Source organism: Pseudomonas sp. PDM21, from assembly GCF_014852505.2.
Taxonomy (GTDB): Bacteria; Pseudomonadota; Gammaproteobacteria; order Pseudomonadales; family Pseudomonadaceae; genus Pseudomonas.
The window spans coordinates 2150495-2174731 of record NZ_CM181223.1 but is presented as its reverse complement, the minus strand read 5'-3'; the positions used below and the strand labels follow the sequence as shown (position 1 = coordinate 2174731).

General features: G+C 65.7%; 22 protein-coding genes. 8 read left to right on the top strand and 14 right to left on the bottom strand.

Features of this window, described 5'->3' with window-relative positions; translation table 11 throughout:
* Positions 1 to 311 precede the first annotated feature (311 nt).
* Together IB275_RS10440 and IB275_RS10435 are read left to right on the top strand one after the other, a co-directional pair.
* On the top strand, positions 312 to 533 hold the full coding sequence (locus tag IB275_RS10440) for a hypothetical protein (protein WP_081520598.1): 222 nt from the start codon (positions 312 to 314) through the stop codon (positions 531 to 533).
* A gap of 92 nt (positions 534 to 625) precedes the next feature.
* On the top strand, positions 626 to 1597 hold the full coding sequence (locus tag IB275_RS10435) for a magnesium and cobalt transport protein CorA (protein WP_081520665.1): 972 nt from the start codon (positions 626 to 628) through the stop codon (positions 1595 to 1597).
* Between the two features lie 123 nt (positions 1598 to 1720).
* Here IB275_RS10435 and IB275_RS10430 read toward each other — a convergent pair whose 3' ends face one another.
* The 4 genes from IB275_RS10430 to IB275_RS10415 form a co-directional block, all read right to left on the bottom strand.
* Positions 1721 to 2458 carry an amidotransferase gene (locus IB275_RS10430; RefSeq protein WP_081520599.1) on the bottom strand — a complete coding sequence of 246 codons (738 nt, stop codon included), beginning with the start codon at positions 2456 to 2458 and terminating at the stop codon, positions 1721 to 1723.
* A 204-nt stretch (positions 2459 to 2662) separates the two neighbouring features.
* Positions 2663 to 3217: a cysteine hydrolase family protein gene (locus tag IB275_RS10425; protein ID WP_192295398.1), complete on the bottom strand. Its 555-nt coding sequence runs from the start codon at positions 3215 to 3217 to the stop codon at positions 2663 to 2665.
* Positions 3218 to 3317: 100 nt separating this feature from the next.
* Positions 3318 to 5462, bottom strand: coding sequence for a 3-hydroxyacyl-CoA dehydrogenase NAD-binding domain-containing protein (locus IB275_RS10420; protein ID WP_192295397.1), 2145 nt, complete (start codon positions 5460 to 5462; stop codon positions 3318 to 3320).
* A 17-nt stretch (positions 5463 to 5479) separates the two neighbouring features.
* Positions 5480 to 6685, bottom strand: a complete 1206-nt coding sequence (locus tag IB275_RS10415; RefSeq protein WP_192295396.1) for an acetyl-CoA C-acetyltransferase — start codon at positions 6683 to 6685, stop codon at positions 5480 to 5482.
* Positions 6686 to 7357: 672 nt separating this feature from the next.
* On the opposite strand from IB275_RS10415, the gene IB275_RS10410 reads away from it, so the two are divergent.
* Positions 7358 to 8161: a cytochrome c gene (locus tag IB275_RS10410; RefSeq protein ID WP_192295395.1), complete on the top strand. Its 804-nt coding sequence runs from the start codon at positions 7358 to 7360 to the stop codon at positions 8159 to 8161.
* A gap of 235 nt (positions 8162 to 8396) precedes the next feature.
* On the opposite strand, the gene IB275_RS10405 is transcribed toward IB275_RS10410, so the two are convergent.
* The 4 genes from IB275_RS10405 to IB275_RS10390 all read right to left on the bottom strand — a co-directional run bounded on the left by IB275_RS10405 (position 8397) and on the right by IB275_RS10390 (position 12361).
* Positions 8397 to 9131: a proteasome-type protease gene (locus IB275_RS10405; protein WP_192295394.1), complete on the bottom strand. Its 735-nt coding sequence runs from the start codon at positions 9129 to 9131 to the stop codon at positions 8397 to 8399.
* 67 nt (positions 9132 to 9198) lie between these two features.
* Positions 9199 to 9999, bottom strand: coding sequence for a transglutaminase family protein (locus IB275_RS10400; RefSeq protein ID WP_192295393.1), 801 nt, complete (start codon positions 9997 to 9999; stop codon positions 9199 to 9201).
* A complete protein-coding gene (locus tag IB275_RS10395) occupies positions 9996 to 10946 on the bottom strand; it encodes an alpha-E domain-containing protein (protein WP_045208605.1) in 951 nt (316 codons plus the stop codon). Before IB275_RS10395 ends, IB275_RS10400 begins: the two co-directional genes overlap by 4 nt.
* A 2-nt stretch (positions 10947 to 10948) precedes the next feature.
* Complete coding sequence (locus IB275_RS10390; protein ID WP_192295392.1) at positions 10949 to 12361, bottom strand: circularly permuted type 2 ATP-grasp protein; 1413 nt, start codon at positions 12359 to 12361, stop codon at positions 10949 to 10951.
* A gap of 327 nt (positions 12362 to 12688) precedes the next feature.
* Here IB275_RS10390 and ydcS point away from each other — a divergent pair, with 327 nt between their 5' ends.
* From ydcS to IB275_RS10365, 5 genes are all read left to right on the top strand, one after another.
* Complete coding sequence (gene ydcS / locus IB275_RS10385; RefSeq protein WP_192295391.1) at positions 12689 to 13861, top strand: putative ABC transporter substrate-binding protein YdcS; 1173 nt, start codon at positions 12689 to 12691, stop codon at positions 13859 to 13861.
* 277 nt (positions 13862 to 14138) lie between these two features.
* On the top strand, positions 14139 to 15158 hold the full coding sequence (locus IB275_RS10380) for an ABC transporter ATP-binding protein (RefSeq protein ID WP_192295390.1): 1020 nt from the start codon (positions 14139 to 14141) through the stop codon (positions 15156 to 15158).
* Between the two features lie 47 nt (positions 15159 to 15205).
* Positions 15206 to 16057 carry an ABC transporter permease gene (locus IB275_RS10375; protein ID WP_225601947.1) on the top strand — a complete coding sequence of 284 codons (852 nt, stop codon included), beginning with the start codon at positions 15206 to 15208 and terminating at the stop codon, positions 16055 to 16057.
* On the top strand, positions 16047 to 16868 hold the full coding sequence (locus tag IB275_RS10370) for an ABC transporter permease (RefSeq protein WP_192295389.1): 822 nt from the start codon (positions 16047 to 16049) through the stop codon (positions 16866 to 16868). The genes IB275_RS10375 and IB275_RS10370 overlap by 11 nt, the downstream gene beginning before the upstream one ends.
* A gap of 75 nt (positions 16869 to 16943) precedes the next feature.
* Complete coding sequence (locus tag IB275_RS10365) at positions 16944 to 18368, top strand: gamma-aminobutyraldehyde dehydrogenase (protein ID WP_192295388.1); 1425 nt, start codon at positions 16944 to 16946, stop codon at positions 18366 to 18368.
* Between the two features lie 252 nt (positions 18369 to 18620).
* Here IB275_RS10365 and IB275_RS10360 read toward each other — a convergent pair whose 3' ends face one another.
* From IB275_RS10360 to IB275_RS10335, 6 genes are all read right to left on the bottom strand, one after another.
* Positions 18621 to 19325 (bottom strand): type 1 glutamine amidotransferase, encoded by a 705-nt coding sequence (locus tag IB275_RS10360; RefSeq protein WP_192295387.1) that lies wholly within the window; start codon positions 19323 to 19325, stop codon positions 18621 to 18623.
* Between the two features lie 228 nt (positions 19326 to 19553).
* The gene (locus IB275_RS10355; RefSeq protein ID WP_045208619.1) at positions 19554 to 19892 is read right to left on the bottom strand and encodes a ribonuclease E inhibitor RraB; all 339 of its coding nucleotides are present in this window, start codon (positions 19890 to 19892) and stop codon (positions 19554 to 19556) included.
* A gap of 281 nt (positions 19893 to 20173) precedes the next feature.
* Entirely contained in the window at positions 20174 to 20857 is a 684-nt protein-coding gene (locus IB275_RS10350) for a hypothetical protein (RefSeq protein WP_192295386.1), read from the bottom strand.
* Positions 20858 to 21011: 154 nt separating this feature from the next.
* Positions 21012 to 21770, bottom strand: coding sequence for an SDR family oxidoreductase (locus tag IB275_RS10345; protein ID WP_192222934.1), 759 nt, complete (start codon positions 21768 to 21770; stop codon positions 21012 to 21014).
* Positions 21767 to 22744 carry an alpha/beta hydrolase gene (locus IB275_RS10340; RefSeq protein ID WP_192295385.1) on the bottom strand — a complete coding sequence of 326 codons (978 nt, stop codon included), beginning with the start codon at positions 22742 to 22744 and terminating at the stop codon, positions 21767 to 21769. The genes IB275_RS10345 and IB275_RS10340 overlap by 4 nt, the downstream gene beginning before the upstream one ends.
* Positions 22728 to 24203, bottom strand: coding sequence for a flavin-containing monooxygenase (locus tag IB275_RS10335; RefSeq protein WP_192295384.1), 1476 nt, complete (start codon positions 24201 to 24203; stop codon positions 22728 to 22730). Before IB275_RS10335 ends, IB275_RS10340 begins: the two co-directional genes overlap by 17 nt.
* Positions 24204 to 24237: the final 34 nt, after the last annotated feature.

Genomic DNA, 24237 nt, shown 5'->3' with positions numbered 1-24237 from the left:
GTCATGCAACCCTGCCCGAAGCGAAAAGCCCGGCGTGATGCCGGGCCTTTCAGGGACGATGACGCAACCTCAGTGCTTTTCGACGGCCGCCACGCCCGTCGCCTCCCCTCCCTGACGAGGGTCAAGCAGCCATGAAGCCCGCCAGAGTTCCGGAAACATCCGATAGCGTCCCGCCACTCACCTCCTTGCGTCTGGTCGTAGCGCCGCCATCTATCAATTTGCCTGATACCGGGAACCAACCGGCATCGTTATTCAATCGAAATGACCAAAGCGACACTGGGCCATCACTTCCCCTGACCCGAGTCGCCAGCATGAACCGCCAAGCCCACCGCTACGCCCGCAACGGTGCCCTCGCCGCCCTGGGGCTCTACACCATCGTGATCCTGGTGGTCACCGCCCTCAGCGCCGGCTTCGACGGCGCGCGCCGTGCCCCGGTGGACAACATCGACCGCAGCGGGCTCTTCGAACGCTTCAACCAGGCGGTGCCCGTGGCACTGCAAGGGCTCCAGGAAGCGCTCACGCCTCACTCCTGATTCCGCTTCGCTGGCGCGTCGCGCCAGGCTGGCCAACACTCAATCCCTGCAGAACGACTCCCGACCGATCCAGCAGCAGGGTGGGCTTGAGCATGGGCCGAGTCATCGCTTCCGCCGTCTACAGCAAGGGCCGCAAGGTCTCCGACATCCCGCTCGAGGACGGCTACCGCTGGGCGTGTCAGCCCGACCACTTCGTCTGGACCGGCCTGCAGGAGCCAACGCCGGAAGAGATGTTCAACCTGCAACGGCAGTTCAACCTGCACGAACTGGCCGTGTCAGACGCGCTGGAAAAGCACAGCCGGCCGAAGCTGGAAACCTTCGGCGACGCGCTGTTCATCGTCATCTACTCACCGATCCGCGCCGATAGCCGGCTGATGTTCGTCGAAACCCACCTCTTTGCCGGCATCGGCTACATCATCAGCGCGCGCCACGGCTTCTCCCAGTCCTACGCCCAGGTCCGACAGCGGTGCGAGGCGCGACCACTGCTGCTGGCCCATGGCACCGACTTCGTGCTCTACGCCCTGCTGGACTTCGTGATGAGCAACTACGAGCCGGTGGTCGAGGCGATCCGCGCGGAGATTGAGGAGGTGGAACAAGAGGTGCTGCGCAAGTCGCTGACCCAGGAGCAGATCGAAAAGATCTACGGCCTGCGCCGTGAGGTACTGCGGCTCAGGCGCTATGCCGCGCCCATGGTGGAAATCTGCCAGGAGCTGCAGCGCCTGGACTTCCCTTTCATCGACAAGCAGATGCGACCCTACTTCCGCGACGTGGCGATCCATGTGAACCGCCTGCTCGAAGACCTCACCACTTTGCGCGACGTGGCCAGCCAGACCATCGAGGTCGGGCTGGCGCTGGAGTCCTCGCGGCAGAGCGTGGTGCAGCGCAAGTTCGCCGCCTGGGCAGCCATCCTCGCGTTCCCCACTGCCGTGGCCGGCATCTACGGGATGAACTTCGAGTACATCCCGGAGCTGCACTGGCACTACGGCTACTTCCTGATCATGGGGCTGCTGGCGCTGGGCTGCGTCGGGCTCTACATCAGCTTCAAGCAGGCCGACTGGCTCTGACCGCAAGCTACAGATGCCCCCGGGAAGCTCCACCCATCCTACAAAAGCCGTTTGCCGATACCCCGTCTCCAGAATCGAAAACGCCGCTCGATTGAGCGGCGTTTTCAGTCAACAGAGCAGGAGTCAGGCCGCGCTCTTCTTTTCATCACGCCCCTGCTGGACGAAGCGCATCATCCATTCGCCGACCGCCGTGCCCTGGTGCGGGCGCGAAAGGCTGTCGATGCCGGACTGGAACACCGGCTCGCTGAAGATGTGCTTGCGCAGCTCGAGGATCGCCTGGGAATAGTCGCTCTGGAACTCCGGGTGGCCCTGGAAGCACAACACCTGGTCGCCGATGGCGTAGGCCGCGTTCGGGCAGAAGTCGCTGGAGGCGATGCGACGTGCGCCGTGGGGCAGCTCGGTAACCTGGTCCTGGTGGCTGACCAGCAGGGTCAGGCCATCGCCCGGCGCCGGGCTCATCCACTCCGGCTGCTCCTCGATGCGGTAATCGTGGATGCCCACGCCCCAGCCCTGGCTCGCGCGCTCGGTCTTGCCGCCCAGCACCAGTGCCAGCAGTTGGTGGCCGAAGCACACACCCAGCAGCTTGTCGCCGCGCTGGTAGAGCTTGAGCACGTAGTCCTTGAGGGTCTGGATCCAGGGATCAGTGCCGAAGGAGTCCGCCTTGCTGCCGGTCACCAGGTACGCGTCGAACTTCTCATCTTCGGGCGGGTAATGCCCTTCCACCACGTTGTAGACCGTGAACTCGGCCGGAACGGGTTGCTTGGCGAACAGTTGCTGGAACATCCAGCCATAGCCCTTGTACTGATCGATGAGTTCGGGGCGGAGGATGTCGGTTTCCAGAATGCAGATGTGCAACGACATGCAGGGGTGATTCCTGGGGGGTTGGCGGCTGATAAGAATGGTTTTCCTGACACTGATGAAACGCGCGTGAAAATTACGCCCTATTTTTTCACCACACAAGATGCCGGGGCCGATTCTTGTGTAGGAATTTCAGGGGAAATACCGGAAAAACCGACTTCCTTCAATTGCACGGATGCACAGGAGTGACGGCCGGTTGGCAAGGATTCAGCTGATGGACTGCCTTTTCAGCAGCGAGTTCGTGTCCAGGACCTGCGCGTACTCGCCCTGCAAGTTGGCCAGGGACATGGCGTGAACGTCCTCGGCGCTGCGCTGCACACCGTTGAAATCGCGCTTGTCGAAGGCGAAACAGGCGTCCGCCACGACCTGCGTAGTGAAGCCCAGGTTGCCCGCCGTGCGCGCCGTGGCCTCCACCGAGTTGTTGGTGCTGACGCCACAGATCACCACTGCCCCGATGCCCCGCGCACGCAACCAGCGCTCCAGGCCACTGTTGATGAAAGCGTCGGGGACGTTCTTCTCCACCACGTGTTCGTGTTCCAGCGGCGCCAGCGCCTCCTGGAACTCGGCGCCCGTCTGTCCGGGCCAGAACGGCGAGCCCGGCGTGCGCGACATGTGGCGGATATGTACCAGCGGCCAACCTTCCCGGCGCCAGGCCGCCAGCAGGTCGCCGATGCGCTGCTCGGCCTGCGGGTTGTTGCGCGGCTCGCGGCTGTCACGCATGCCTTTCTGCTGGTCGATGATCAACAAAGCGGGAGGCGTCATCGGAGCGATCCTGCTGAAGGGGAAGGCGCCATCCTAAGGCTTGTGCCGGCAAGAAAAAACCGGCCACTCGGGCCGGTTTTCTCATTCCGCGGAGGACGCCTCAGAAGCTCTCGCCCCGCGCTGCCTTCTCCAGCAGCAGCGCCGGTGGCAGGAAGCGCTCGCCGTACTGCTCGGCCAGGTACTCGGCACGGGCGACGAAGTCCTTCAGGCCGTACTGGTTGATGAACTGCAGCGCGCCGCCGCTCCAGGCCGCAAAGCCAATGCCGAAGATCGAGCCGATGTTGGCGTCGGCGGTGGAGGTCAGCACGCCCTCCTCCACGCAGCGCACCGTCTCGATGGCCTGCACGAAGAGAATGCGGTCGCGCACGTCCTCGGCGGAGATCTGCGCGTCAGCCTTCTCGAAGCGCTGCTTCAGCTCCGGCCACAGGTGCTTCTTGCCGTTGGCGGGATAGTCGTAGAAGCCGGCGCCGGCGGCTTTGCCCGGGCGCTTGTACTCGTTGACCATCAGGTCCACCACCGCGAAGGCCGGGTGTCTGGGCAATTGCTTGCCTTCGGTTTCCAGGTCCTTGCGGGTCTGCTCGCGGATGTGAGTCATCAGGCTCATCGACACTTCGTCGCTGATCGCCAGCGGGCCTACCGGCATACCGGCCTGGCGCGCCTGGTTCTCGATCATCGCCGCCGACACCCCCTCACCGAGCATGGCCAGGCCTTCGTTGGTGAAGGTGCCGAACACGCGGGAGGTGAAGAAACCACGGCTGTCGTGGACGACGATCGGTGTCTTCTTGATCTGCAGGACGTAGTCGAAAGCGCGGGCCAGGGTGGCGTCGTCGGTCTTCTCGCCACGGATGATCTCCACCAGCGGCATCTTGTCCACCGGACTGAAGAAATGCAGACCGATGAATTTCTGCGGCTGCGCCACGGCTTCGGCCAAACCGGTGATCGGCAGGGTCGAGGTGTTGGAGGCGATCACCGCATCGGGCAGCGCGGCAGATTCGGCGGCAACGCTGACCTTGGCCTTCAGACCACGGTCCTCGAACACCGCTTCGATGATCAGGTCGCAGCCTTCGAAGTCAGCGTCGCTGGCGGTCGGCTTGATCCGTGCGAGGAAGGCGTCGCGCTTCTCGGCGCTCATCTGGCCCCGGCTGACCTTCTTGTCCAGCAGCCCGGCGGAGTAGGCTTTACCCTTCTCTGCCGACTCCAGGGAAACGTCCTTGAGCACCACCTCGATGCCAGCGGCGGCCGAAACGTAGGCGATGCCCGCGCCCATCATGCCGGCGCCGACCACCCCGACCTTCTTCGTCTGCTGCGGCGGGATGCCCTGTGGACGGGACTTGCCCGCGTTGATCTCGTTGAGCTGGAACCAGAAGGTGCCGATCATGTTTTTCGCCACCTGGCCGGTGGTCAGCTCGGTGAAGTAGCGCGCCTCGATCAGCTGCGCGGTATCGAAGTCCACCTGGGCGCCTTCGACGGCGGCGCACATGATCTTCTCCGGCGCCGGGAAGCAGCCCTTGGTCTTGTCGCGCAGCACGGAAGGGGCGATGGCCAGCATCTGCGCCACGGCAGGGCTCGACGGCGTGCCGCCGGGGATCTTGTAGCCGGCGCTGTCCCACGGCTGCTTGGCGGCCGGGTTGGCGGCAATCCACTCGCGGGCCTTGCTCAGCAGCTCGTCGCGGCTGGAAGCCAGCTGATGGATCAGGCCGGCCTTGAGTGCCTGGTCCGGGCGCACCTTCTTGCCTTCGGCCAGGTACGGCAGGGCCTTCTCCAGGCCGAGCAGGCGCACCATACGCACCACGCCGCCACCTCCTGGCAGCAGGCCCAGGGTGACTTCCGGCAGGCCGAGCTGGACGTGGCTTTCGTCCAGGGCGATGCGGTGGTGACAGGCCAGGCAGATTTCCCAGCCGCCGCCCAGGGCCGCGCCGTTGATGGCGGCGACTACCGGCTTGCCGAGGGTCTCCAGGCGACGCAGCTGGCCCTTGAGCACCAGGATGCCTTCATAGAAGGCCTGGGCATCGGCCTTGGTCACCTTGATCAGTTCATTGAGGTCGCCGCCGGCGAAGAAGGTCTTCTTCGCGGAAGTGATCACCACACCGGCAATCGACTCCTTCTCGGCTTCCAGGCGCGCCACGGTGGCGGCCATGGCCTCGCGGTAGACACCGTTCATGGTGTTGGCGCTCTGGCCGGGCATGTCCATGGTCAGGACGACGATATTGTCCTGGCCTTTCTCATAACGGATGGCGTCGGTCATTTTCTTGTTCTCCGGCCTCAAACCCTTTCGATAATCGTCGCGATACCCATGCCGCCGCCCACGCAGAGGGTGGCCAGGCCGTAGCGCAAATTGCGCCGCTCCAGTTCATCCAGCAGGGTGCCGAGGATCATGCAGCCGGTGGCGCCCAGCGGGTGGCCCATGGCGATGGAGCCGCCGTTGACGTTGACCTTGCTCTCCGGCACACCCATGTCCTTCATGAACTTCATCACCACCGAGGCGAAGGCTTCGTTCACCTCAAAGAGATCGATGTCCTCGGCCTTCAGCCCGGCCTTGGCCAGCGCCTTGCGGGTTGCCGGCGCGGGGCCGGTGAGCATGATGGTCGGGTCGGTGCTGGTCACTGCGGTGGCGACGATGCGCCCGCGGGCCTTCAGGCCCAGCTCGCGGCCCTTGGCCTCGGAGCCGATGAGCATGGCGGTGGCGCCGTCGACGATGCCGGAGCTGTTGCCCGGCGTGTGCACGTGTTCGATGCGTTCGACGAAGCTGTACTTGCGCAGTGCGCTGGCGTCGAAGCCCATCTGCCCCATCATTTCGAAGCTGGGCTTGAGCGCGCCGAGGCCTTCGAGGGTGGAGTCGGCGCGGATGAATTCGTCATGGTCGAGCAGGACGATGCCGTTCTGGTCCGTCACCGGCACCAGGGATTTGCCGAACAGCCCTTCGGCGCGGGCCTTGGCGGCCTTCTGCTGCGAGCGCAGGGCGAAGGCGTCGACGTCGGCGCGGCTGAAGCCTTCCAGGGTGGCGATCAGGTCGGCGCCGATGCCCTGGGGCACGAAGCTGGTGTGCAGGTTGGTTTCCGGGTCCAGCGCCCAGGCGCCGCCGTCGGAGCCCATGGGCACGCGGGACATGGACTCCACGCCGCCGACCACCACCAGGTCCTCGAAGCCCGAGCGCACCTTCATGGCGCCCAGGTTGACCGCTTCCAGGCCCGAGGCACAGAAACGGTTGATCTGCACGCCGGCGACCTGCTCGTCCCAGTCGGCGACCAGCGCGGCGGTCTTGGCGATGTCCGAGCCCTGGTCGCCCACCGGGGTCACGCAGCCCAGGACGATGTCGTCGACCTGTGCGGTGTCGAGCTGGTTGCGCTGCTGCAGCGCGCGCAGGACCCCGGCCATCAGGTTGACCGGCTTGACGCTGTGCAGCGCGCCGTCCTTCTTGCCCTTGCCGCGGGGAGTACGCACCGCGTCGTAAATGAATGCTTCGGTCATGGCGTTCTCTCTTAGAGTTGTCGTCACGCAGGCGTGGCGTGTCGGCCTACCTTAGCGGCGTATCGGCAAGGGGCAATGACCGCAGCGCTCAGCGCAATTGACCGCCACGCTCAGCCACCGACCGGCGGCGAACGGGTCGAAGGCTCTGGAAAGGGGCTGCCGGAGCAGGCAGACGAACGGTCGAAAAGCTGAACAGAGCTGTCACGGCCCGGTCATATAGAGGGAATATGCCTGAAGCTGCAGGACTTGCTGCCAGATGGTCTAAGCCCCCGCGGCACTAGGCTTAGACTCAATCAGGCAGATGATGCGAAGAGTGCCGTTGCCGGGTTTTGCCGGCTCGGCTCGATAAACCAGAAGCCAAGGCATGGGCGTCACTATCAACAGGCCGTGAGTGAGCCGTGCCAAGAACAAGAAAGGCGGAAGGACATCATGGACAAACAATCGAGAAAGTGGCGTCAGGCTAGCCTGATCGTCTTCGCAACCACCGTTGTTTTGATCATCCCCAATCTGAGTCGTCTGGTCGGCTAGGGCCAACACCCGGCAACCCCGCCGCTGCGTACCGCGTGCCGCCATTCGCGAGCCACGGTCAACGCAGCGCGGGAGCCACCTGCCTCCTGCTGCGCCCACTCCTCTGCTAATGTTCCGCGGCCCTCTCCCGCCACGGATGCGACCATGCGCCCACTGCTGCTGACGCTGCTGCTGCTCTGCCCCACCACTTTCGCCGCCACGCTCACCCTGGAACTGCCCGACGGCAGGCACGACTTCAGCACGGAACAACTGCTGACCAACCCCAAGGCGCAGGACATCGAGATTCCCGCCGATGTCTCCTACAACCGCACCATGCATTACCGCGCGGTACCGCTGGCGGCGCTGCTGCAGGGCGTGAAGCCGGCCGACCACCTGCAGGCCGTGGCGCTGGATGGCTTCGCTGCCGAACTGCCGGCCGCGCCGCTGCTGGCGGAAAAAGGCTCGCGCGCCTGGCTGGCCATCGAAGAGACAGGCAAACCCTGGCCACCGTTGGCCGAAGGCAAGCCTTCCGCCGGGCCTTTCTATCTGGTGTGGACCGATCCGAAAGCCGCCGGCATCGGCCCGGAGCAATGGCCCTTCCAGGTCGCCAGCATCCGTTACCTCAAGCCGCTGGCCGAGCGCTTCCCCGCGCTGCTGCCGGCGAAGAATGCGCCTGAATCAGTGCAGAAGGGTTTCGCCCAGTTCCAGAAGAACTGCCTGGCCTGCCACCGCCTGAACGGTGCCGGCGACTCGCAGTTCGGCCCGGACCTGAACCTGCCGCACAACCCCACCGAGTACTTCGCGCCGGGCTATCTCAAGCAGTACATCCGCGATCCGCAGAGCCTGCGGCACTGGCCGGAAGCTCGGATGAAGGGCTTTGCGGCGGATGTGGTCAGCGATGCGGAACTGGAGCAGATTGTCGCCTACCTGAAGCACATGGCGGGGCGGAAGGTGAAGGCTGGCGGGTAACCAAACCGGCACGGTAATGGCTCGCGAGCATGCTCACTCCTGCAGAGCATCCATCGAAAGTTCCGGGTGCATCGGCGCAAGGGATTGCCCTCACCCTAACCCTCTCCCAGAGGGAGAGGGGACCGTTCGGAGCAGGATGAAACGACCGCGTCAGCCGGCACGGACGGCTCCCTCTCCCCTTGGGAGAGGGCTGGGGTGAGGGGTTTCAGCTCAAGCGCAGATGCTTAACCAGGCCTCAGTGCCAGTAATCTCCCGGCGGCGCCGGCAGTTCACCGAGCAACTGGCGCAGCCCCGCGCCCCACTGGTTGCGAATGCCCTCGAAATACGGGTCACCCTCCTGGATGCGGTACCCCGCCGGCACCTCCAGGCTGCCCTCGCGGTACACCAGCAGGTCCAGCGGCATGCCCACCGAGAGGTTGCTGCGGATGGTCGAGTCGAAGCTGATCAGCGCGCAGCGCAGGGCCTGCTCCAGCGGCGTGGCGTAGCTCATGGCGCGGTCGATGATCGGCTTGCCGTACTTGCTCTCGCCGATCTGGAAGTACGGCGTATCGCGGCAGGACTCGATGAAGTTGCCCTGCGGGTAGACGTTGAACAGGCGCGGCACTTCGGTGCCGATCTGCCCGCCGACCAGGAAGGAGCTGCCCAGGTCGACACCCTGGTTCTGACCAATATTCTCGTCGTGATCGACCACTTCGCGCAGCGTCGAACCCACGAGGCGCGCGGCCTCGAAGAGATTCTCCACTGTGCCGAGGTTCGGTCCGTCGCCGCCCATGCGCTGGCGCAGCGTGCTGATCACCGACTGCGAGGTGGCCAGGTTGCCGGCGCTCTGCACCACGATCAGGCGCTCCCCCGGCGTGCCGAAGATATGCAGCTTGCGGAACACCGCGATGTTGTCGACGCCGGCGTTGGTGCGCGAATCGGAAACGAAGACCAGGCCCTGGGCGAGGTTCATGGCGACGCAGTAGGTCATGGCTTTCTCATGGCGGCAGGAACTGGCACCGATCTTATGCCGGTGCCGTCGCTTGTGCCACGCATCCTCACTGTTGCGCCTGCTGCAGATGACCCGGCGCCACGGTGACGCGGGCGTGCATCTGCTCGCCACCGCCGCCCCGGCGCATCCCGCGCACCGGGCAGGCATCGAGGTAATCCAGGCCCACCGCCAGTTTCAGGTGGCGCTCAGGGCGATCCAGCACGTTGGTCACGTCGAAGCTGTACCAGGCGTCATCGAGCCAGGCCTCGGCCCAGGCGTGGCTGGCCAGGTGATCCTCGACATCGGTGTAGAGATAGCCGGAGACGTAGCGCGCCGGCACACCGAGGTAGCGCAGGCAGGCGAGGAAGGCGTGAGCGTGGTCCTGGCAGACGCCCTGCCCGGCCGCGAAGGCTTCGGCGGCGGTGCTGTCCACCTGGGTCGAGCCGGGCACATAGGCGATGCGCTCGTTCAGCGCCTGCATCAGCCGAATCATCGCCTTGCGGTCGCGGCGATCGGCACACTGGGCACGGGCGAACTCCTGCAGCGCGCCGTCGGCCTGGGTCAGCCGGGTGCTGCGCAGGAACGGCAGCGGCGACAGGTGATCGTGCTCGCGCTCGTTTTCCACATCGATCTCCACGTGGCCGTGGGCGGCGATGACGATGGCCTCGTGGGGCTCATCCAGAGTCAGTACGTGAAGGATGTTTCCGTAGGCATCGCGCTGCGGGTGTGCCGGTCGCGGCAGGTGCAACTGCCAGTCGAGCACATGCTGGCGCTCGCTTTCCTGCGGGGTCAGGCGCAGGTACTGGATGCTCGCGCGCACCTGGTCTTCGTAGCGGTAGGTGGTGTCATGGCGGATGGAGAGTTTCATGCGGCCTCCAGGTACGAGCTGTGAATGGCATTGGCGAGCTGACGAACCAGCCCGATATGGTCGGTGATCCAGGGATGCAGGCCGCTGCCCAGCACTTCGTCGATGCCGGTGTAGCGCACCCGCGCTTCCAGTTCGGCGGCCAGGCGCTGGGCCGGGCGGCCGTTGATGCCGGGCAGGCTGGCGAGGATCTGGCGCAGCTCCTCGGCGCAGGCCAGCAGCGAGCGCGGCACGTCCTCGCGCAGCAGCAGGAGTTCGGCGATGTTCCGCGCGTTGAGGGCGTCGCGGTACAACTCGGTGTAACCCTCGAACGCCGACAGCGCGCGCAGCAGCGCGGTCCACTGGTAGTAGCCGCGTGCCGTGCCTTCGGCCGGGCCGGCGCTGTGCTCCCCCAGCACCTGATGCCGCGCGTCGAGCAGGCGCAGGGTGTTGTCGGCACGCTCGATGTAGGTGCCCAGGCGTATGAAGTGGAAGGCGTCGTTACGCATGCTGGTGCCGAAGGTGGCGCCGCGGAACAGGTGCGAGCGGTCTTTCACCCATTCACAGAAGTGGCTGATGCCGTAGCGCAGCAGGCCCTGATGGGCGATGTCGCGCATCTCCAGCCAGGTGGCGTTGATGTTCTCCCACATGTCGGTGGTGATCCGTCCGCGCACCGCATGGGCACCGGCACGGGCCGCGCCGAAGCAGGAATAGATGCTCGCCGGGTTCTGCGCATCGAGGGCGAAGAAGTTCAGCAGGCGCTCGGCGTGCAGCTCGCCATGGCGGGCGAGATAGGCGTCGAGGTTGCCGGTGATCAGCAGCGGCATGGCCAACTCCTCCAGGCCATCGCCACGGCCGTCCTGGGGCATCAGCGACAGCGAGTAGGACACGTCGAGCATGCGCGCGAGGTTCTCGGCGCGCTCCAGGTAACGCGACATCCAGTACAGGTCGGAAGCGGTTCTACTGAGCATGCTTAATCCCCCACCACCCAGGTGTCCTTGGTACCGCCACCTTGTGACGAGTTGACGACCAGCGAACCCTCGCGCAGCGCCACACGGGTCAGTCCGCCGGGCACCAGGCGCACGTTGTCCGGCGCGGACAGCACGAACGGCCGCAGGTCGATGTGGCGCGGGGCGATGCCGTTCTCGACGAAGGTCGGGCAGGTCGACAGGCTCAGGGTCGGTTGCGCGATGTAGGCCTCCGGGCGCGCCATCAGCCGCGCGCGGAAGGCTTCGATCTCGGCGCTACTGGCAGCCGGGCCGACCAGCATGCCGTAGCCGCCGGAGCCCTGCGCTTCCTTCACCACCAACTCGGGCAGGTGCGCCAGCACGTGGGACAGGTCCTGCGGGCGGCGGCACTGCCACGTCGGCACGTTGTGCAGGATCGGCTCCTGGTCGAGGTAGAAGCGGATCATCTCCGGCACGTAGGGATAGACGGACTTGTCATCGGCGACGCCGGTGCCGATGGCGTTGGCCAGCACCACATTGCCTGCACGGTAGGCGGCCAGCAGGCCTGGCACGCCGAGCATGGAGTCGGGGTTGAAGGCCAGCGGGTCGAGGAAGTCGTCGTCAACCCGCCGGTAGATCACGTCCACCGGCATCGGGCCGGAGGTGGTGCGCATGTAGACGCGCTCGTCGCGGACGAACAGGTCGGCGCCTTCCACCAGCTCCACGCCCATCTCGCGGGCCAGGAAGGCATGTTCGAAGTAGGCGCTGTTGAAGCGGCCGGGCGTCAGCACCACGACGCAGGGCTGCTCCACTTCGCTGGCCTGGCGCAGGGTGTCGAGCAGCAGGTTCGGGTAGTGGTCGATGGGCGCGATGCGCTGGGCGCCGAACAGTTCGGGGAACAGGCGCATCATCATCTTGCGGTTCTCCAGCATGTAGGAGACGCCGCTGGGGGTGCGCAGGTTGTCTTCGAGCACGTAGTAGGCGCCGTTGCCGTCGCGCACCAGGTCGATGCCGGCGATGTGCGCATAGACGTTGCCGGGCACGTCCAGGCCCTGCATGGCCAGCTGGTACTGGTCGTTGGCCAGGACCTGCTCGGGCGGGATCAGGCCTTCCTTGAGGATGCGCTGGTCGTGGTAGAGGTCGGCGAGGAACAGGTTGAGCGCCTGGACTCGCTGGATGCAGCCGGCCTCGATGATCTTCCACTCGCTGGCAGGAATGCTGCGCGGGATGGTGTCGAAGGGGATCAGGCGCTCGGTGCCCTGGTCGTCGCCATAGAGGGTAAAGGTGATGCCCGCGCGATAGAACAGCAGGTCGGCCTCGCGACGGCGCTGCTGCAGCTGTTCGCCGGGCATGTCCGCCAGCCAGCGGGCGAACTCCGTGTAGTGCGGTCGGCAGGCGCCAGCGGCGTCATGCATTTCGTCATAGAACACCCGAGCCATCTTCCACTCCTTGTTGCCGCTCTCACTCGGCTGCAGGTGCCGTCGCAAGGCCCGTGCCAGAGGTCGATTTCCTGTCCATTCAATGACTTGCAAAGGCTGTTTGCGCAGGCCGCACTGCCATGGTGCGAAACCGCCACCGACCCTGCGCGCCGCGCCCTTTTTGGGGCCACGGGCCGCGCCAGGGCTCGCTTGTCAGCCTCCGGGGCCAGAACTACGCTGCAAGAGCGTGGCCATTCCCCATGGACTCGCAGCGGTCAACGGAGGTGCCATTTTTCTGCGCGCTGGTTCCGCAGTGGCTCCCACACGAAGAACAACAGGAGTCCGTCCATGTCATCAGTGCAATTGCTTTCACTGAAAGTCGCGGCGCTGGCCTTTGCCGGCGCCGGCCTGCTCGCCAGCGGCTCGTTGCAGGCCGCCGAGGCGCTCAAACAGCTCGGCAACCCCGAAGGCGCGCTGGATATCATTGCCTGGCCCGGCTACATCGAACGCGGCGAGAGCGACAAAAACTACGACTGGGTCAGCCAGTTCGAGAAGGACACCGGCTGCAAGGTCAACGTGAAGACCGCCGCCACCTCCGACGAGATGGTCAGCCTGATGGCCAAGGGTGGCTACGACCTGGTCACCGCGTCCGGTGACGCTTCCCTGCGGCTGGTCTACGGCAAGCGCGTGCAGCCGATCAACATCGCCCTGGTGCCCAACTGGAAGAACGTCGACCAGCGCCTGCAGAACGCGCCCTGGCACACGGTGGACGGCAAGCACTACGGCACGCCCTACCAGTGGGGGCCGAACGTGCTGATGTACAACACCAAGGTGTTCCCCAAGGCGCCGGAAAGCTGGAGCGTGGTGTTCAGCGAGCAGAAGCTGCCAGACGGCAAGAGCAACAAGGGCCGCGTGCAGGCCTACGATGGCCCGATCTACATCGCCGACGCGGCGCTCTACCTGAAGACCGCCGAGCCCAAGCTGGGCATCCAGGACCCCTACGAGCTCAACGAGGAACAGTACGCCGCCGCGCTCAAGCTGCTGCGCGGCCAGCAGAAGCTGATCCACCGCTACTGGCACGACGCGACGGTGCAGATGAGCGACTTCAAGAACGAAGGCGTGACCGCTTCCGGCTCCTGGCCCTACCAGGTCAACGCGCTGCAGGGCGAGAAGCAGCCGATCGCCTCGACCATCCCTGGCGAAGGCGTCACCGGCTGGGCCGACACCACCATGATGCACGTCGACGCCAAGCACCCGGTGTGCGCCTACAAGTGGCTGAACTGGTCGCTGGAGCCCAAGGTGCAGGGCGACGTCGCTGCCTGGTTCGGCTCGGTGCCCGCCTCACCCGATGGTTGCACCGGCAGCCAGTTGCTGGGCGAAAAAGGTTGCGCCACCAACGGCTACGACCAGTTCGACCGCATCGCCTTCTGGAAGACCCCGCAGGCCAAGTGCGACCAGGGCCAGTGCGTGCCGTACAGCCGGTGGACGCAGGACTACATCGCGATCATGGGCGGGAGGTGATGCTGCATTGCTCGCCTGAAAGCCCCTCTCCCCAGCCCTCTCCCTGAAGGGAGAGGGGGTATCCGAGTCAGGCATGCTGCCGTGCAAATAGCATGCTTGGGCGCAGGTTGATGCCATGATTACTCTTGATGCCGATCCAGTCCCCTCTCCCTTCAGGGAGAGGGTTAGGGAGAGGGAGCTCGGCATCAGCCACACCATGGATTCCGACTGACCAAGCACCCTCTTCCCCATGCGCTACCTTTTCTGATGCAGCCCCGCCATTCAGGTAGCCAGCAGCATGACCACAGCCGTCCAGTTCACCGACGTGAGCCGTCATTACGGCGAGGTGCGCGCCGTCGATTCGGTATCCATCGAGATCCGCGACGGCGAGTTCTTCTCCATGCTCGGCCCTTCCGGCTCAGGCAAGACCACCTGCCTGCGGCTGATCGCCGGCTTCGAGCAACCCACCTCCGGCTCCATCCGCATCCATGGCGCAGAAGCGTCGGGCCTGCCGCCCTACGAGCGCGACGTGAACACAGTATTCCAGGACTACGCGCTGTTCCCGCACATGAGCGTGCTGGACAACGTCGCCTACGGCCTGAAAGTGAAAGGCGTGGCCAAGGCCGAGCGTTACCACCGCGCCGAAGAGGCCCTCGGCATGGTCGCCCTGGCCGGGTACGGCAAGCGCAAGCCGGCGCAGCTCTCCGGCGGCCAGCGCCAGCGCGTCGCCCTGGCCCGCGCCCTGGTGAATCGCCCGCGCGTCCTGCTGCTGGACGAACCTCTCGGCGCGCTGGACCTGAAGCTGCGCGAACAGATGCAGGTGGAGCTGAAGAAGCTGCAGCGCCAGCTCGGCATCACCTTCATCTTCGTCACCCATGACCAGAGCGAAGCGCTGTCCATGTCCGACCGCGTGGCGGTGTTCAACAAGGGTCGCATCGAACAGGTCGACACCCCCGGCAACCTCTACCGCCGCCCCGCCACGCGCTTCGTCGCCGAGTTCGTCGGCACCGCCAACGTGCTGCGTGGCGATCTCGGCCAACGCCTGCTGGGCGAGTCGCGCCCGTACTCGCTGCGCCCCGAGCACGTGCGCTTCGGCCATGCGGGCGAAGGCGAGCTGGAAGTCAGCGGCACACTATTCGACGTGCAGTACATGGGCGCCAGCAGCCGCTACGAGATCGAACTGGAAAACGGCGTGCGCCTGGTCGCCGCCCTGCCCAATGGCGAGCGAGAGGAGCAACGGCCGAAACCAGGTGACGCGGTGACCGCCTGCTGGGCACGCAGCGCGCTGGTGCCGCTGCTCGAGGAGCCGGCGCCGTGAGGGCGATCTCCAGCTTTCTCTACCGGCGCAGCACGCTCTACCTGCTGATGCTGCTGATCCCGCCGCTGCTGTGGTTCGGGGTGATCTATATCGGCTCGCTGTTTGCCCTGCTCTGGCAGAGCTTCTACACCTTCGACGACTTCACCATGGCGGTGACGCCAGACCTGACCCTTGCCAACTACCAGGCCCTGTTCAACCCGGCCAACTACGACATCGTCCTGCGCACCTTCAGCATGGCGATTGCCGTGTCGGTGGCCAGCGCCGTCCTCGCCTTCCCCATCGCCTACTACATGGCGCGCTATGCCGGGCCCAAAGAGAAGGCCTTCTTCTACATCGCAGTGATGCTGCCGATGTGGGCCAGCTACATCGTCAAGGCCTACGCCTGGACGGTGATCCTGGCCAAGGGCGGCATCCTCTACTGGATAATCGAGCACCTGCACCTGCTCGGCCTGCTGGACCTGCTGCTGCAAGTGCCAGGCGTGGGTGGAAACACCCTGTCCACCTCGCACCTGGGGCGCTTCTGGGTGTTCACCTACGTCTGGCTGCCGTTCATGATCCTGCCGATCCAGGCCGCCCTGGAACGCTTGCCGCCATCGCTGTTGCAGGCCTCGGCGGACCTTGGCGCGCACCCGCGGCAGACCTTCTTCCAGGTGATCCTGCCGCTGGCCTTCCCCGGCGTGGTGGCGGGCTCGATCTTCACCTTCAGCCTGACCCTGGGCGACTTCATCATCCCGCAGCTGGTGGGCCCCAGCGGGCTGTTCATCGGCACCATGGTCTACGTGCAGCAGGGCGCGGTGGGCAACATGCCGCTGGCGGCGGCCTTCACCCTGGTGCCCATCGTGCTGATCGCCGTCTACCTGTCCATCGCCAAGCGACTGGGGGCTTTCGATGCGCTCTGAGGCACATTCCACCGATCGCCCCTCCTGGTTCCTGCGCCTGGCAGCCTGGGGCGGGCTGGTGTTCCTGCACTTCCCGATCCTGGTGATCCTGCTCTATGCCTTCAACACCGAGGAGTCGGCCTATAGCTTCCCGCTGCAGGGCTTCACCCTGAAGTGGTTCAGCATCGCTTTCCAGCGCGGCGACGTGCTCGACGCCATCTGGCTGTCGGTGAAGATCGCCTGCGTGGCCACGCTGATCGCCATGGTCCTCGGCACCCTGGCCGCCGGCGCGCTGTACCGCCGCGACTTCTTCGGCAAGGAGAGCATCTCGCTGATGCTGATCCTGCCCATCGCGCTGCCCGGCATCATCACCGGTATCGCCCTGCTCTCGGCGTTCAAGACGCTGGGGATCGAACCAGGCTTCCTGACCATCGTCATCGGCCATGCGACCTTCTGCGTGGTGATCGTCTACAACAACGTCATCGCGCGCTTCCGCCGCACCTCCTTCAGCCTGATCGAGGCGAGCATGGACCTGGGCGCCGACGGCTGGCAGACCTTCCGCTACATCGTCCTGCCGAACATCGCCACGGCGCTGTTGGCCGGCGGCATGCTGGCCTTCGCCCTGTCGTTCGACGAGATTATCGTCACCACCTTCACCGCCGGCCACGAGCGCACTCTGCCGCTGTGGCTGCTCAACCAACTGAGCCGCCCGCGCGATGTGCCCATCACCAACGTCGTCGCCATGCTGGTGATGCTCGCCACCATGCTGCCGATCCTCGGCGCCTACTACCTGACGCGCGGGACCAGCGACGTGGCAGGGAGTGGGAAATGACTCTGTGCCGAACGCCCCCTCCCTAGCCTTCCCCCTGAAGGGAGAGGGAAACCCACTGAAGAAAAGGAGCCTCCGATGCAAACCAAACTCCTGATCAACGGCCAGTTCGTCGCCGGCGAAGGCGCCCCGCTGGATATCCTCAACCCCGCCACCGGCACCGTGATCGGCCAGATCGCCGAGGCCAGTGAAGCCCAGGTGGACAGCGCCGTGCGCGCCGCCGACGCTGCCTTCGACGGCTGGTCGCAGACCGCGCCGAAAGACCGCGCCATGCTCCTGCTGCGCCTCGCCGACCGCATCGAAGAACACGCCGAAGAGTTGGCCCGGCTGGAATCCGACAACTGCGGCAAGCCCTACGCCGCGGCGCTGAACGACGAGATCCCGGCCATCGCCGACGTATTTCGCTTCTTCGCCGGTGCCTGCCGCGTGCTGCCAGGTTCCGCCGCCGGCGAGTACCTGCCTGGCTTCACCTCGATGATCCGCCGCGACCCGGTGGGCGTGGTCGCCTCCATCGCACCGTGGAACTACCCGCTGATGATGGCCGCGTGGAAGCTCGGCCCGGCGCTGGCCGCCGGCAACTGTGTGGTGCTCAAGCCTTCGGAGCAGACGCCGCTGACCGCTCTGCGGGTGGCCGAATTCATTGCCGAGCTGTTCCCCGCCGGCGTGGTCAACCTGGTCTTCGGCCGCGGCCCGAGCGTGGGCGCGCCGCTGGTGAGTCACGACCTGGTGCGCATGGTTTCGCTGACCGGCTCGGTGGGAACCGGCAAGGCCATCATCCGCAGCGCCGCCGACAGCGTGAAGCGCCTGCACATGGAGTTGGGCGGCAAGGCCCCAGTGATCGTCTTCGACGACGCCGACCTGGAAGACGTGATCGCCGGCATCCGCACCTTCGGCTTCTACAACGCCGGGCAGGATTGCACCGCCGCCTGCCGCATCTACGCCGGCAAGAAGGTCTACGACAACTTTGTCGCCGACCTCGCCAGCGCGGTGTCGAGCCTGAAGACGGGCCTGCAGAACGACCCTGATACCGAGCTTGGTCCGCTGATCACCGGGGCCCAGCGCGACCGCGTTGCCGGTTTCGTCGAGCGCGCCAAGGCCAGCCCGCACATCCAGATCGCCACGGGTGGCAGAGTGGTCAGCGGCAACGGCTTCTTCTATGAGCCGACGGTGGTGGCCAACGCCCAGCAGGACGACGAGATCGTCCGCCGCGAAGTGTTCGGCCCGGTGGTATCAGTGACCCCGTTCAGCGACGCCGACGAGGCGGTGCGTTGGGCGAACGACTCCGACTACGGACTGGCCTCGTCGGTGTGGACGAAGGATGTCGGCCGCGCCTCACGGGTGGCGGCGCGGCTGCAGTACGGCTGTACCTGGGTGAACACCCACTTCATGTTGTGCAGCGAGATGCCCCACGGCGGCTTCAAGCAGTCCGGCTACGGCAAGGACCTGTCCATGTATGGCCTGGAGGACTACACCGTGGCGCGGCACATCATGTTCAAGCATTGAGCCGGTGGCAGAACGGATTACCTGTAGAAACAACAGCGCTCTTCTGCGCAATCCGTGCCTGGGCTATCCCCCTCACCCCAACCCTCTCCCTTAGGGAGAGGGGGCAGTCCGTATCGGCTGACACCAAGGTTTCATCCTGCACCGAACGGTCCCCTCTCCCGCTTGCGGGAGAGCGGTTAGGGTGAGGGGTTCTTGATCTCGTAGGAGCGGACTCCGTCCGCGATGGCTCGCCGCCGTACCGAAACAGCAGGATCAGACCAACCCGGCCAGCTTCAGCCAGTGCTGATAGAACCCTTCCGCCACGCGGTTCATCGCCGCGACCTTCTGCGGCAGGTCGGCCAGCATCGCCTCCGCGCACTCCTGGCTTGGCTGGCTGGGGTCCTGGTATTCCGGGAAGCCGTTGACCCAACCGCTCACCAGTTCCTCCGTCATCTCCGGGTGGCCCTGCAGGCCGAGGATGCGCTCGCCGAAGCTGAAGCCCTGGTTCTCGCACCAGGGGCTGGAGAGCAGGCGGGTGGCACCGTTGGGAATGTCGAAGGTATCGCCATGCCACTGGTAGATCGGGAATTCCTCGGGCAGGTGCGCCAGCCACGGGCTCTGCCCTTCCTGACGGCGCATCGGCTGCCAGCCCATCTCGGTGTAAGGCAGGCGGTGGATATCGGCGCCCAGCGCCTTGGCCAGCAACTGGCCGCCCAGGCAGTGGCCGATCATCGGCACGTCGCGCTCGATGAAGCGGCGGATCGCGGCCATCTCGTCGCGCAGCCATTGCAGGTCGTCGTTCACGCTCATGGGCCCACCCATGATGGCGACGGCTTTCGGCCGCTCCAGGTCGTAGCCATCCAGCTCGCCCAGATCGACACGGCGTACGTCGAACGGCAGTTGCAGACGGTCGAGCAGCGCACCCAGGTGGCCGGGCGGGCAGAAATCGACATGGGTCAGGATCAGGATATCGGTCATGGTCACCTCCGCGCGGCAGTCTGCCGCATCGGTGGCGGTGAGGAAACCCGGCGTGTCCGCAAGCGCGTCCTTGCACGGCTGCCGTCCTGGCGCCGTTCCCCGGACGAAGAAAGGCGCGCCGTCACAGCTGGTGACGGCGCGCATTTTCATTCTTACGGGTAAAGAGCGCGGTTGAAATACGCGGGTAGAAGATCGGCCGTCGAAAGACGGCTCAACGACGTGTTGCGATCAACGCAGGGAGGTGACCTCCTGGGTCACACCCCATCCATCGAGCGTGCCGCCCAGTGGCACCACGACTTCCTCAAGGTCGTGTTCGAAATCGCCGATGGCGGCATGGGTGGCGAACATCACCTTGCTGATCTGCAGGTTCCAGCCGCCGTCATCGCGCGCTTCGACCTGGGTTCTCAGCGACTCGCCGCGAAACTGCCGGGCAGCTTTGCGGGCGTTCTGTTCATCGGAAAAGATGGCGAAAAAATCGATGGGATGAATACGAGCGAAATCGAAGCCACCTTCCTTCATCCGGCGCAACACGTTGACGCTGATATCCTCCGAGAGGGGCTTTTCCATGGTACGCACCTCCTGTCGAGACGTTCAGAGTGTATTCCCCGCCAACGAACACGCCCTGCGCGGGCGTATTCCGGGCACTTCAGTGTGCCGCCGGGAAACGTCAAATGACGCAACGTCCCCCGAAATGGTGGCCAACTCCGCCGAACGCGCCGAGCGGCGCAGCGGAAATCTCCCGGCCACATTGCTCAGCGTAGCGTCTGGCGGCGCGCCCTGCCGCTACTTTGACACCAAGGCCCGTTCGGCGGCGACAGGCGGCAGCCCGATGGCGCCATCCAGGATGGCTACCCACCCAGCGCCAGGCAGATGCCAGTCATGGCCATACCCAGCGCGGTGAAACCAACGGCGCCCTGCCACGGCCGGCCGCCAGCCCAGCGCGCCAGCAGCCAGCCCAGGCCGAACATCAGCAGCAAACCCGTGATCTGCGCCAGGCGCAGCGCCAGCAGGTCGTCACGGATAACCAGCAGCGGCAGGATGATCGGCAAGGTCGCAAGGAAGGTATGCCCGGCCAGGATCAGCCACGCGAGCCAATGCTCGCGTCCCAGGCTGGGCGCTTCCCCGGTACCGAGCAATGATTTCAGGAAGTTGCCGCGCAGGCGCTGGACGTCGCTGCTCTGCAGGTGATCCACCATCAGGTCCGGGAGGAATTCCCGCAGGCCTTCGCGGAAGCTCTTCTCGTCCGCCGACCGGCGCAGGGCGCGCAGGCCGGCGTGGCGATGCTCACGGTCCACGCGCATGCCAACCAGGGTCATCAGGGCGTCGACCATGCCCCACGCCAGGTTGCAGCCCAGCGCCGCCAGCACCAGTTGCTGTCGTCCTGCGCCATCGGCGGCGGTGGGAATGACCGAGATGATGGTCAGCGCCATGATCACCCCGAAGGCGACCTCGCTGAGCCGGTCGAACGGATCGGTCAGGTCGCTCCAGGCCTTGCTCCAGGCGGCTTTCCAGGAAAGTCGCGATTGCTCCACGAATCAGGCTCCTTCACTGCGTTGCCGCCCCGGCCAGAAGGCGCCGGGGCGGATTTCCAGTACGCAGTCTAATGGGAGCGTCCGACAGTGACGTTGATCGCAGCCGTTCTCCAGGAGAATCTCGACGCGGACCGTGAATGCCCGCCCGTTGCGCTCAGCGACTGAGCCAGGCCATCACCCAGCGGTTGATCGCCGGCGGCGAGAGCTGGCCGGACCAGTACATGGCGCGGAACATCGCACCGATGGGTCGGTGCACACCGCCGCTCTGGGCCTGCCGCCACGCGGCCTGGGCGATGTCCTCGGCCACCAGGGTGACCCCCAGTCGGCGCAGCACCGGCGGCTCGAAGGTCTGGCTGGCGACCATCGGTGTGCGCACGAAGGGCGGCATCAGGTCGGCGACGCGGATGCCCAGCTCCCGCCACTCCAGCTCCAGCGCCTCGGTCAGCCCGCGCACGGCGAACTTCGACGCCGAGTAGCTGGCCATCTGCGGCACGCCATAGAGCCCGGAAGCCGAGCCCATGTTCAGCACCTGCGCGCCCGGCGTGCGCTTGAGGTAAGGCAGCGCGGCATAGCAGCAATTGAGCACGCCCTGAACGTTGATGGCGATGATGCGGTTGTGCTCGGCGAGGCTGATGTCCTCGAAGCGCCCGAAACGCAGGATGCCCGCGCAGTTGAATAGCAGGCGCAGGTGCCCGTTGTGGGCTTCGGCGAACTCGCGAACCGCCGCCGATACCGCCTCGGCATCGGTGACATCCAGCGCCCTCTGCCAGGCGCCGTCCAGCTCGGCTGCCAGCGCCGCCAGTGGCTCGGGATTGAGGTCGATCAGGCCGACGCGCCAGCCGCGCTGGTGGAACAGCTTCGCGGTGGCGGCGCCGATCCCCGAGGCCGCTCCGCTGATCAGGATGGTGTTCATCGCTGCATTCCTTGCGTTGAGGTGGGTTGCGGGTGCCTGGCCTGCAAATGGCTGGCGAGAAAATTGGCGACGTCCCGCAAGGCGCGATCGGCCACGTCCAGCAGGCCGGCGTGGGCCTGGAACACGTGCCAGCAACCGGGAAAACGCTGCAGTTGCACGGTATTGCCATAGCGCCGCGCAGCATCGACGAAGCGCAGGCTGTCGTTGCGCAGCACCTCGTCCTCGCCGACCTGGATCAGTAGCGGCGGCAAACCGCCCAGATCAGCATGCAGCGGTGACAGCCGGGCGTCCGTGCGGGGCACGCCCGGCGGGCAGAACATGCCCATGGCGCTGTCCATCCAGGCACGGGTGATCAACGGGTCGCCCGCGGCTGGCGCGTGCAGGTGTTCATTGGAGAGATCGGTGACCGGCGAGAAGGTCACCAGCGCACCGGGCATCGGCAAGCCCTGCGCCTTGGCTTCCAGCGCCAGCTGCAGGGTCAGGTGACCGCCGGCGGAATCCCCGGCCACCGCGATGGTGGGCGCGGGGATGCCCTTGTCCAGCAGAGCGCGGTAAGCCGCCACGGCATCTTCACGCTGAGCGGGGAAGCGATGCTCTGGCGCCAGGCGATAGTCGAGCACCCAGACCTCGGCCTTGCAGAACCGCGCCAGGTTGGCAGTGATCGCCCGGTGCGTGGCCGGTGAGCCGATCAGATAGGCGCCGCCATGCAAGTAGAGGATCACCCTGCCCTCGCTCACTCCTTCGGACCGCCAGACCTCGGCAGGCACGCCACCCAGCGTCGTCTGCTCCCGGTGTACGCCACGCGGCGTCAGCGTGGCGGCCGTCAGCCCACGCAACAGGGCGCGCTGCGCCTTCACCGACAGTTGCGGGCCCATCAGCCCACGGAACAGCAGGTTGAGCGCACCGCGCAGGGTGGCCGTCAGCAGCTTCTGGCGGGTCGACAGCGGCAGTTGCGGTTCAACGGATGCAGTCATAGTCGGCGAACTCCGGCTGACGGGTCTGCTGGCGATAGCGGAAGGTGAAGCCCGGCCAGTTCACGGTGTTGCGCCCACTGGCGGTCTTGTACCAGCTGCTGCAACCGCGCTCCCAGATGGTGTGCTGCAAGTCGTGCTGCAACTGGCGGTTGAAGCCCTGCTGCGCCTGCGGCTTGAGGTCCAGATACTTCAGGCCCTCGCGCTGGATTCGCTTCAGGCAGCCGAGCACATAGGGGAACTGGCTCTCCAGCATGTAGATGATGGAGTTGTGCCCCAGGTTGGTGTTCGGCCCGTAGAGGATGAAGAAGTTGGGGAAGCCGCTGACACTGATGCCCTTGTAGGCTTCGGCGCCGTCGCTCCAGGCCTGGTTCAGTTCGCGCCCGGCGAGGCCGGTGATTTGCATCGGCGCGATGAACTCGGTGGCGGCGAAACCGGTGCCGTAGATGATCGTGTCCACCGGATGCCGCACACCGTCACGGGTGACGATGGCGTCCTCGGTGACTTCGCGGATGCCGGTATCCACCAGCTTCACGTTGCTGCGCGCCAGCGTCGGGTAGTAGTCGTTGCTGATCAGGATACGCTTGCAGCCCATGGGGTAATCGGGCTCCAGCCGCGCGCGCAGTTGCGGATCGCTGATGCTCTTGCGCATGTGCAGGTGGAAGCTGATCCGCATGATTTTCATCATCGGCGGGAATACGGTGAAGGCCAGCGCGCGGGCCTCATGCTGGATGTACTTCAGGCCCCGGTCCAGACGCTGCAGCCAGGGCAGGCGCGACTTGATGCGGCGCTCCCAGTCGGCATAGGGGCGGTCCGGCTTGGGAATCACGTAGGCGGCGCTGCGCTGGAACAGCAGCAGCTCGGCCACCTTCGGAGCGATCTGCGGGACGAACTGGATGGCGCTGGCGCCGGTGCCGACTACCGCGACGCGCTTGCCCTCCAGCAGCGCGCCGTGGTCCCACTGCGCGGAGTGGAAAGCCTTGCCCTGGAAGCGCTCGATGCCCGGCAACTTCGGGATCAGCGGGCGGCTCAGCTGGCCAAGGGCGCAGACCAGCGACTGGGCGCGCAGCTCCTCGCCGTCGGCGCAGGTCACCCGCCACTCGCCGGCCGCTTCGTCGAAGCTCGCCTCGCGCACTTCGCAGTTGAAACGGATGCGCTCGCGCAGGCGGTACTTGTCCGCGCAGTGACGCGCGTAGTCGAGGATTTCCGCCTGGGGCGCGAACTTGCGCGACCAGTCGGCCTTGGGTTCGAAGGAGAAGGAGTACAGGTGCGAAGGCACATCGCAGGCAGCGCCCGGATAGACGTTCTCGCGCCAGCAGCCTCCGACGTCGGCGGCCTTCTCGAGGATCAGGAAGTCCTGGATGCCCGCTTGCTGCAGGCGGATCGCCAGGCCCAGGCCGGCAAAGCCGGCACCGATGATCAGCACGCGCGGGGCGGCCGATCGACGGGAAGGTGTTGTCATTGTTGTGCTCCCGGTTTCGAAGTCCGCACAGCGG

What these genes read in the sequence shown, in the direction of transcription:
- IB275_RS10440 (WP_081520598.1), top strand. Translation starts at nt 312, where the DNA reads ATGAACCGCCAAGCCCACCGCTACGCCCGCAACGGTGCCCTCGCCGCC.
- IB275_RS10435 (WP_081520665.1), top strand. Translation starts at nt 626, where the DNA reads ATGGGCCGAGTCATCGCTTCCGCCGTCTACAGCAAGGGCCGCAAGGTC.
- IB275_RS10430 (WP_081520599.1), bottom strand. Translation starts at nt 2,458, where the DNA reads ATGTCGTTGCACATCTGCATTCTGGAAACCGACATCCTCCGCCCCGAA.
- IB275_RS10425 (WP_192295398.1), bottom strand. Translation starts at nt 3,217, where the DNA reads ATGACGCCTCCCGCTTTGTTGATCATCGACCAGCAGAAAGGCATGCGT.
- IB275_RS10420 (WP_192295397.1), bottom strand. Translation starts at nt 5,462, where the DNA reads ATGACCGACGCCATCCGTTATGAGAAAGGCCAGGACAATATCGTCGTC.
- IB275_RS10415 (WP_192295396.1), bottom strand. Translation starts at nt 6,685, where the DNA reads ATGACCGAAGCATTCATTTACGACGCGGTGCGTACTCCCCGCGGCAAG.
- IB275_RS10410 (WP_192295395.1), top strand. Translation starts at nt 7,358, where the DNA reads ATGCGCCCACTGCTGCTGACGCTGCTGCTGCTCTGCCCCACCACTTTC.
- IB275_RS10405 (WP_192295394.1), bottom strand. Translation starts at nt 9,131, where the DNA reads ATGACCTACTGCGTCGCCATGAACCTCGCCCAGGGCCTGGTCTTCGTT.
- IB275_RS10400 (WP_192295393.1), bottom strand. Translation starts at nt 9,999, where the DNA reads ATGAAACTCTCCATCCGCCATGACACCACCTACCGCTACGAAGACCAG.
- IB275_RS10395 (WP_045208605.1), bottom strand. Translation starts at nt 10,946, where the DNA reads ATGCTCAGTAGAACCGCTTCCGACCTGTACTGGATGTCGCGTTACCTG.
- IB275_RS10390 (WP_192295392.1), bottom strand. Translation starts at nt 12,361, where the DNA reads ATGGCTCGGGTGTTCTATGACGAAATGCATGACGCCGCTGGCGCCTGC.
- ydcS (WP_192295391.1), top strand. Translation starts at nt 12,689, where the DNA reads ATGTCATCAGTGCAATTGCTTTCACTGAAAGTCGCGGCGCTGGCCTTT.
- IB275_RS10380 (WP_192295390.1), top strand. Translation starts at nt 14,139, where the DNA reads ATGACCACAGCCGTCCAGTTCACCGACGTGAGCCGTCATTACGGCGAG.
- IB275_RS10375 (WP_225601947.1), top strand. Translation starts at nt 15,206, where the DNA reads ATGCTGCTGATCCCGCCGCTGCTGTGGTTCGGGGTGATCTATATCGGC.
- IB275_RS10370 (WP_192295389.1), top strand. Translation starts at nt 16,047, where the DNA reads ATGCGCTCTGAGGCACATTCCACCGATCGCCCCTCCTGGTTCCTGCGC.
- IB275_RS10365 (WP_192295388.1), top strand. Translation starts at nt 16,944, where the DNA reads ATGCAAACCAAACTCCTGATCAACGGCCAGTTCGTCGCCGGCGAAGGC.
- IB275_RS10360 (WP_192295387.1), bottom strand. Translation starts at nt 19,325, where the DNA reads ATGACCGATATCCTGATCCTGACCCATGTCGATTTCTGCCCGCCCGGC.
- IB275_RS10355 (WP_045208619.1), bottom strand. Translation starts at nt 19,892, where the DNA reads ATGGAAAAGCCCCTCTCGGAGGATATCAGCGTCAACGTGTTGCGCCGG.
- IB275_RS10345 (WP_192222934.1), bottom strand. Translation starts at nt 21,770, where the DNA reads ATGAACACCATCCTGATCAGCGGAGCGGCCTCGGGGATCGGCGCCGCC.
- IB275_RS10340 (WP_192295385.1), bottom strand. Translation starts at nt 22,744, where the DNA reads ATGACTGCATCCGTTGAACCGCAACTGCCGCTGTCGACCCGCCAGAAG.
- IB275_RS10335 (WP_192295384.1), bottom strand. Translation starts at nt 24,203, where the DNA reads ATGACAACACCTTCCCGTCGATCGGCCGCCCCGCGCGTGCTGATCATC.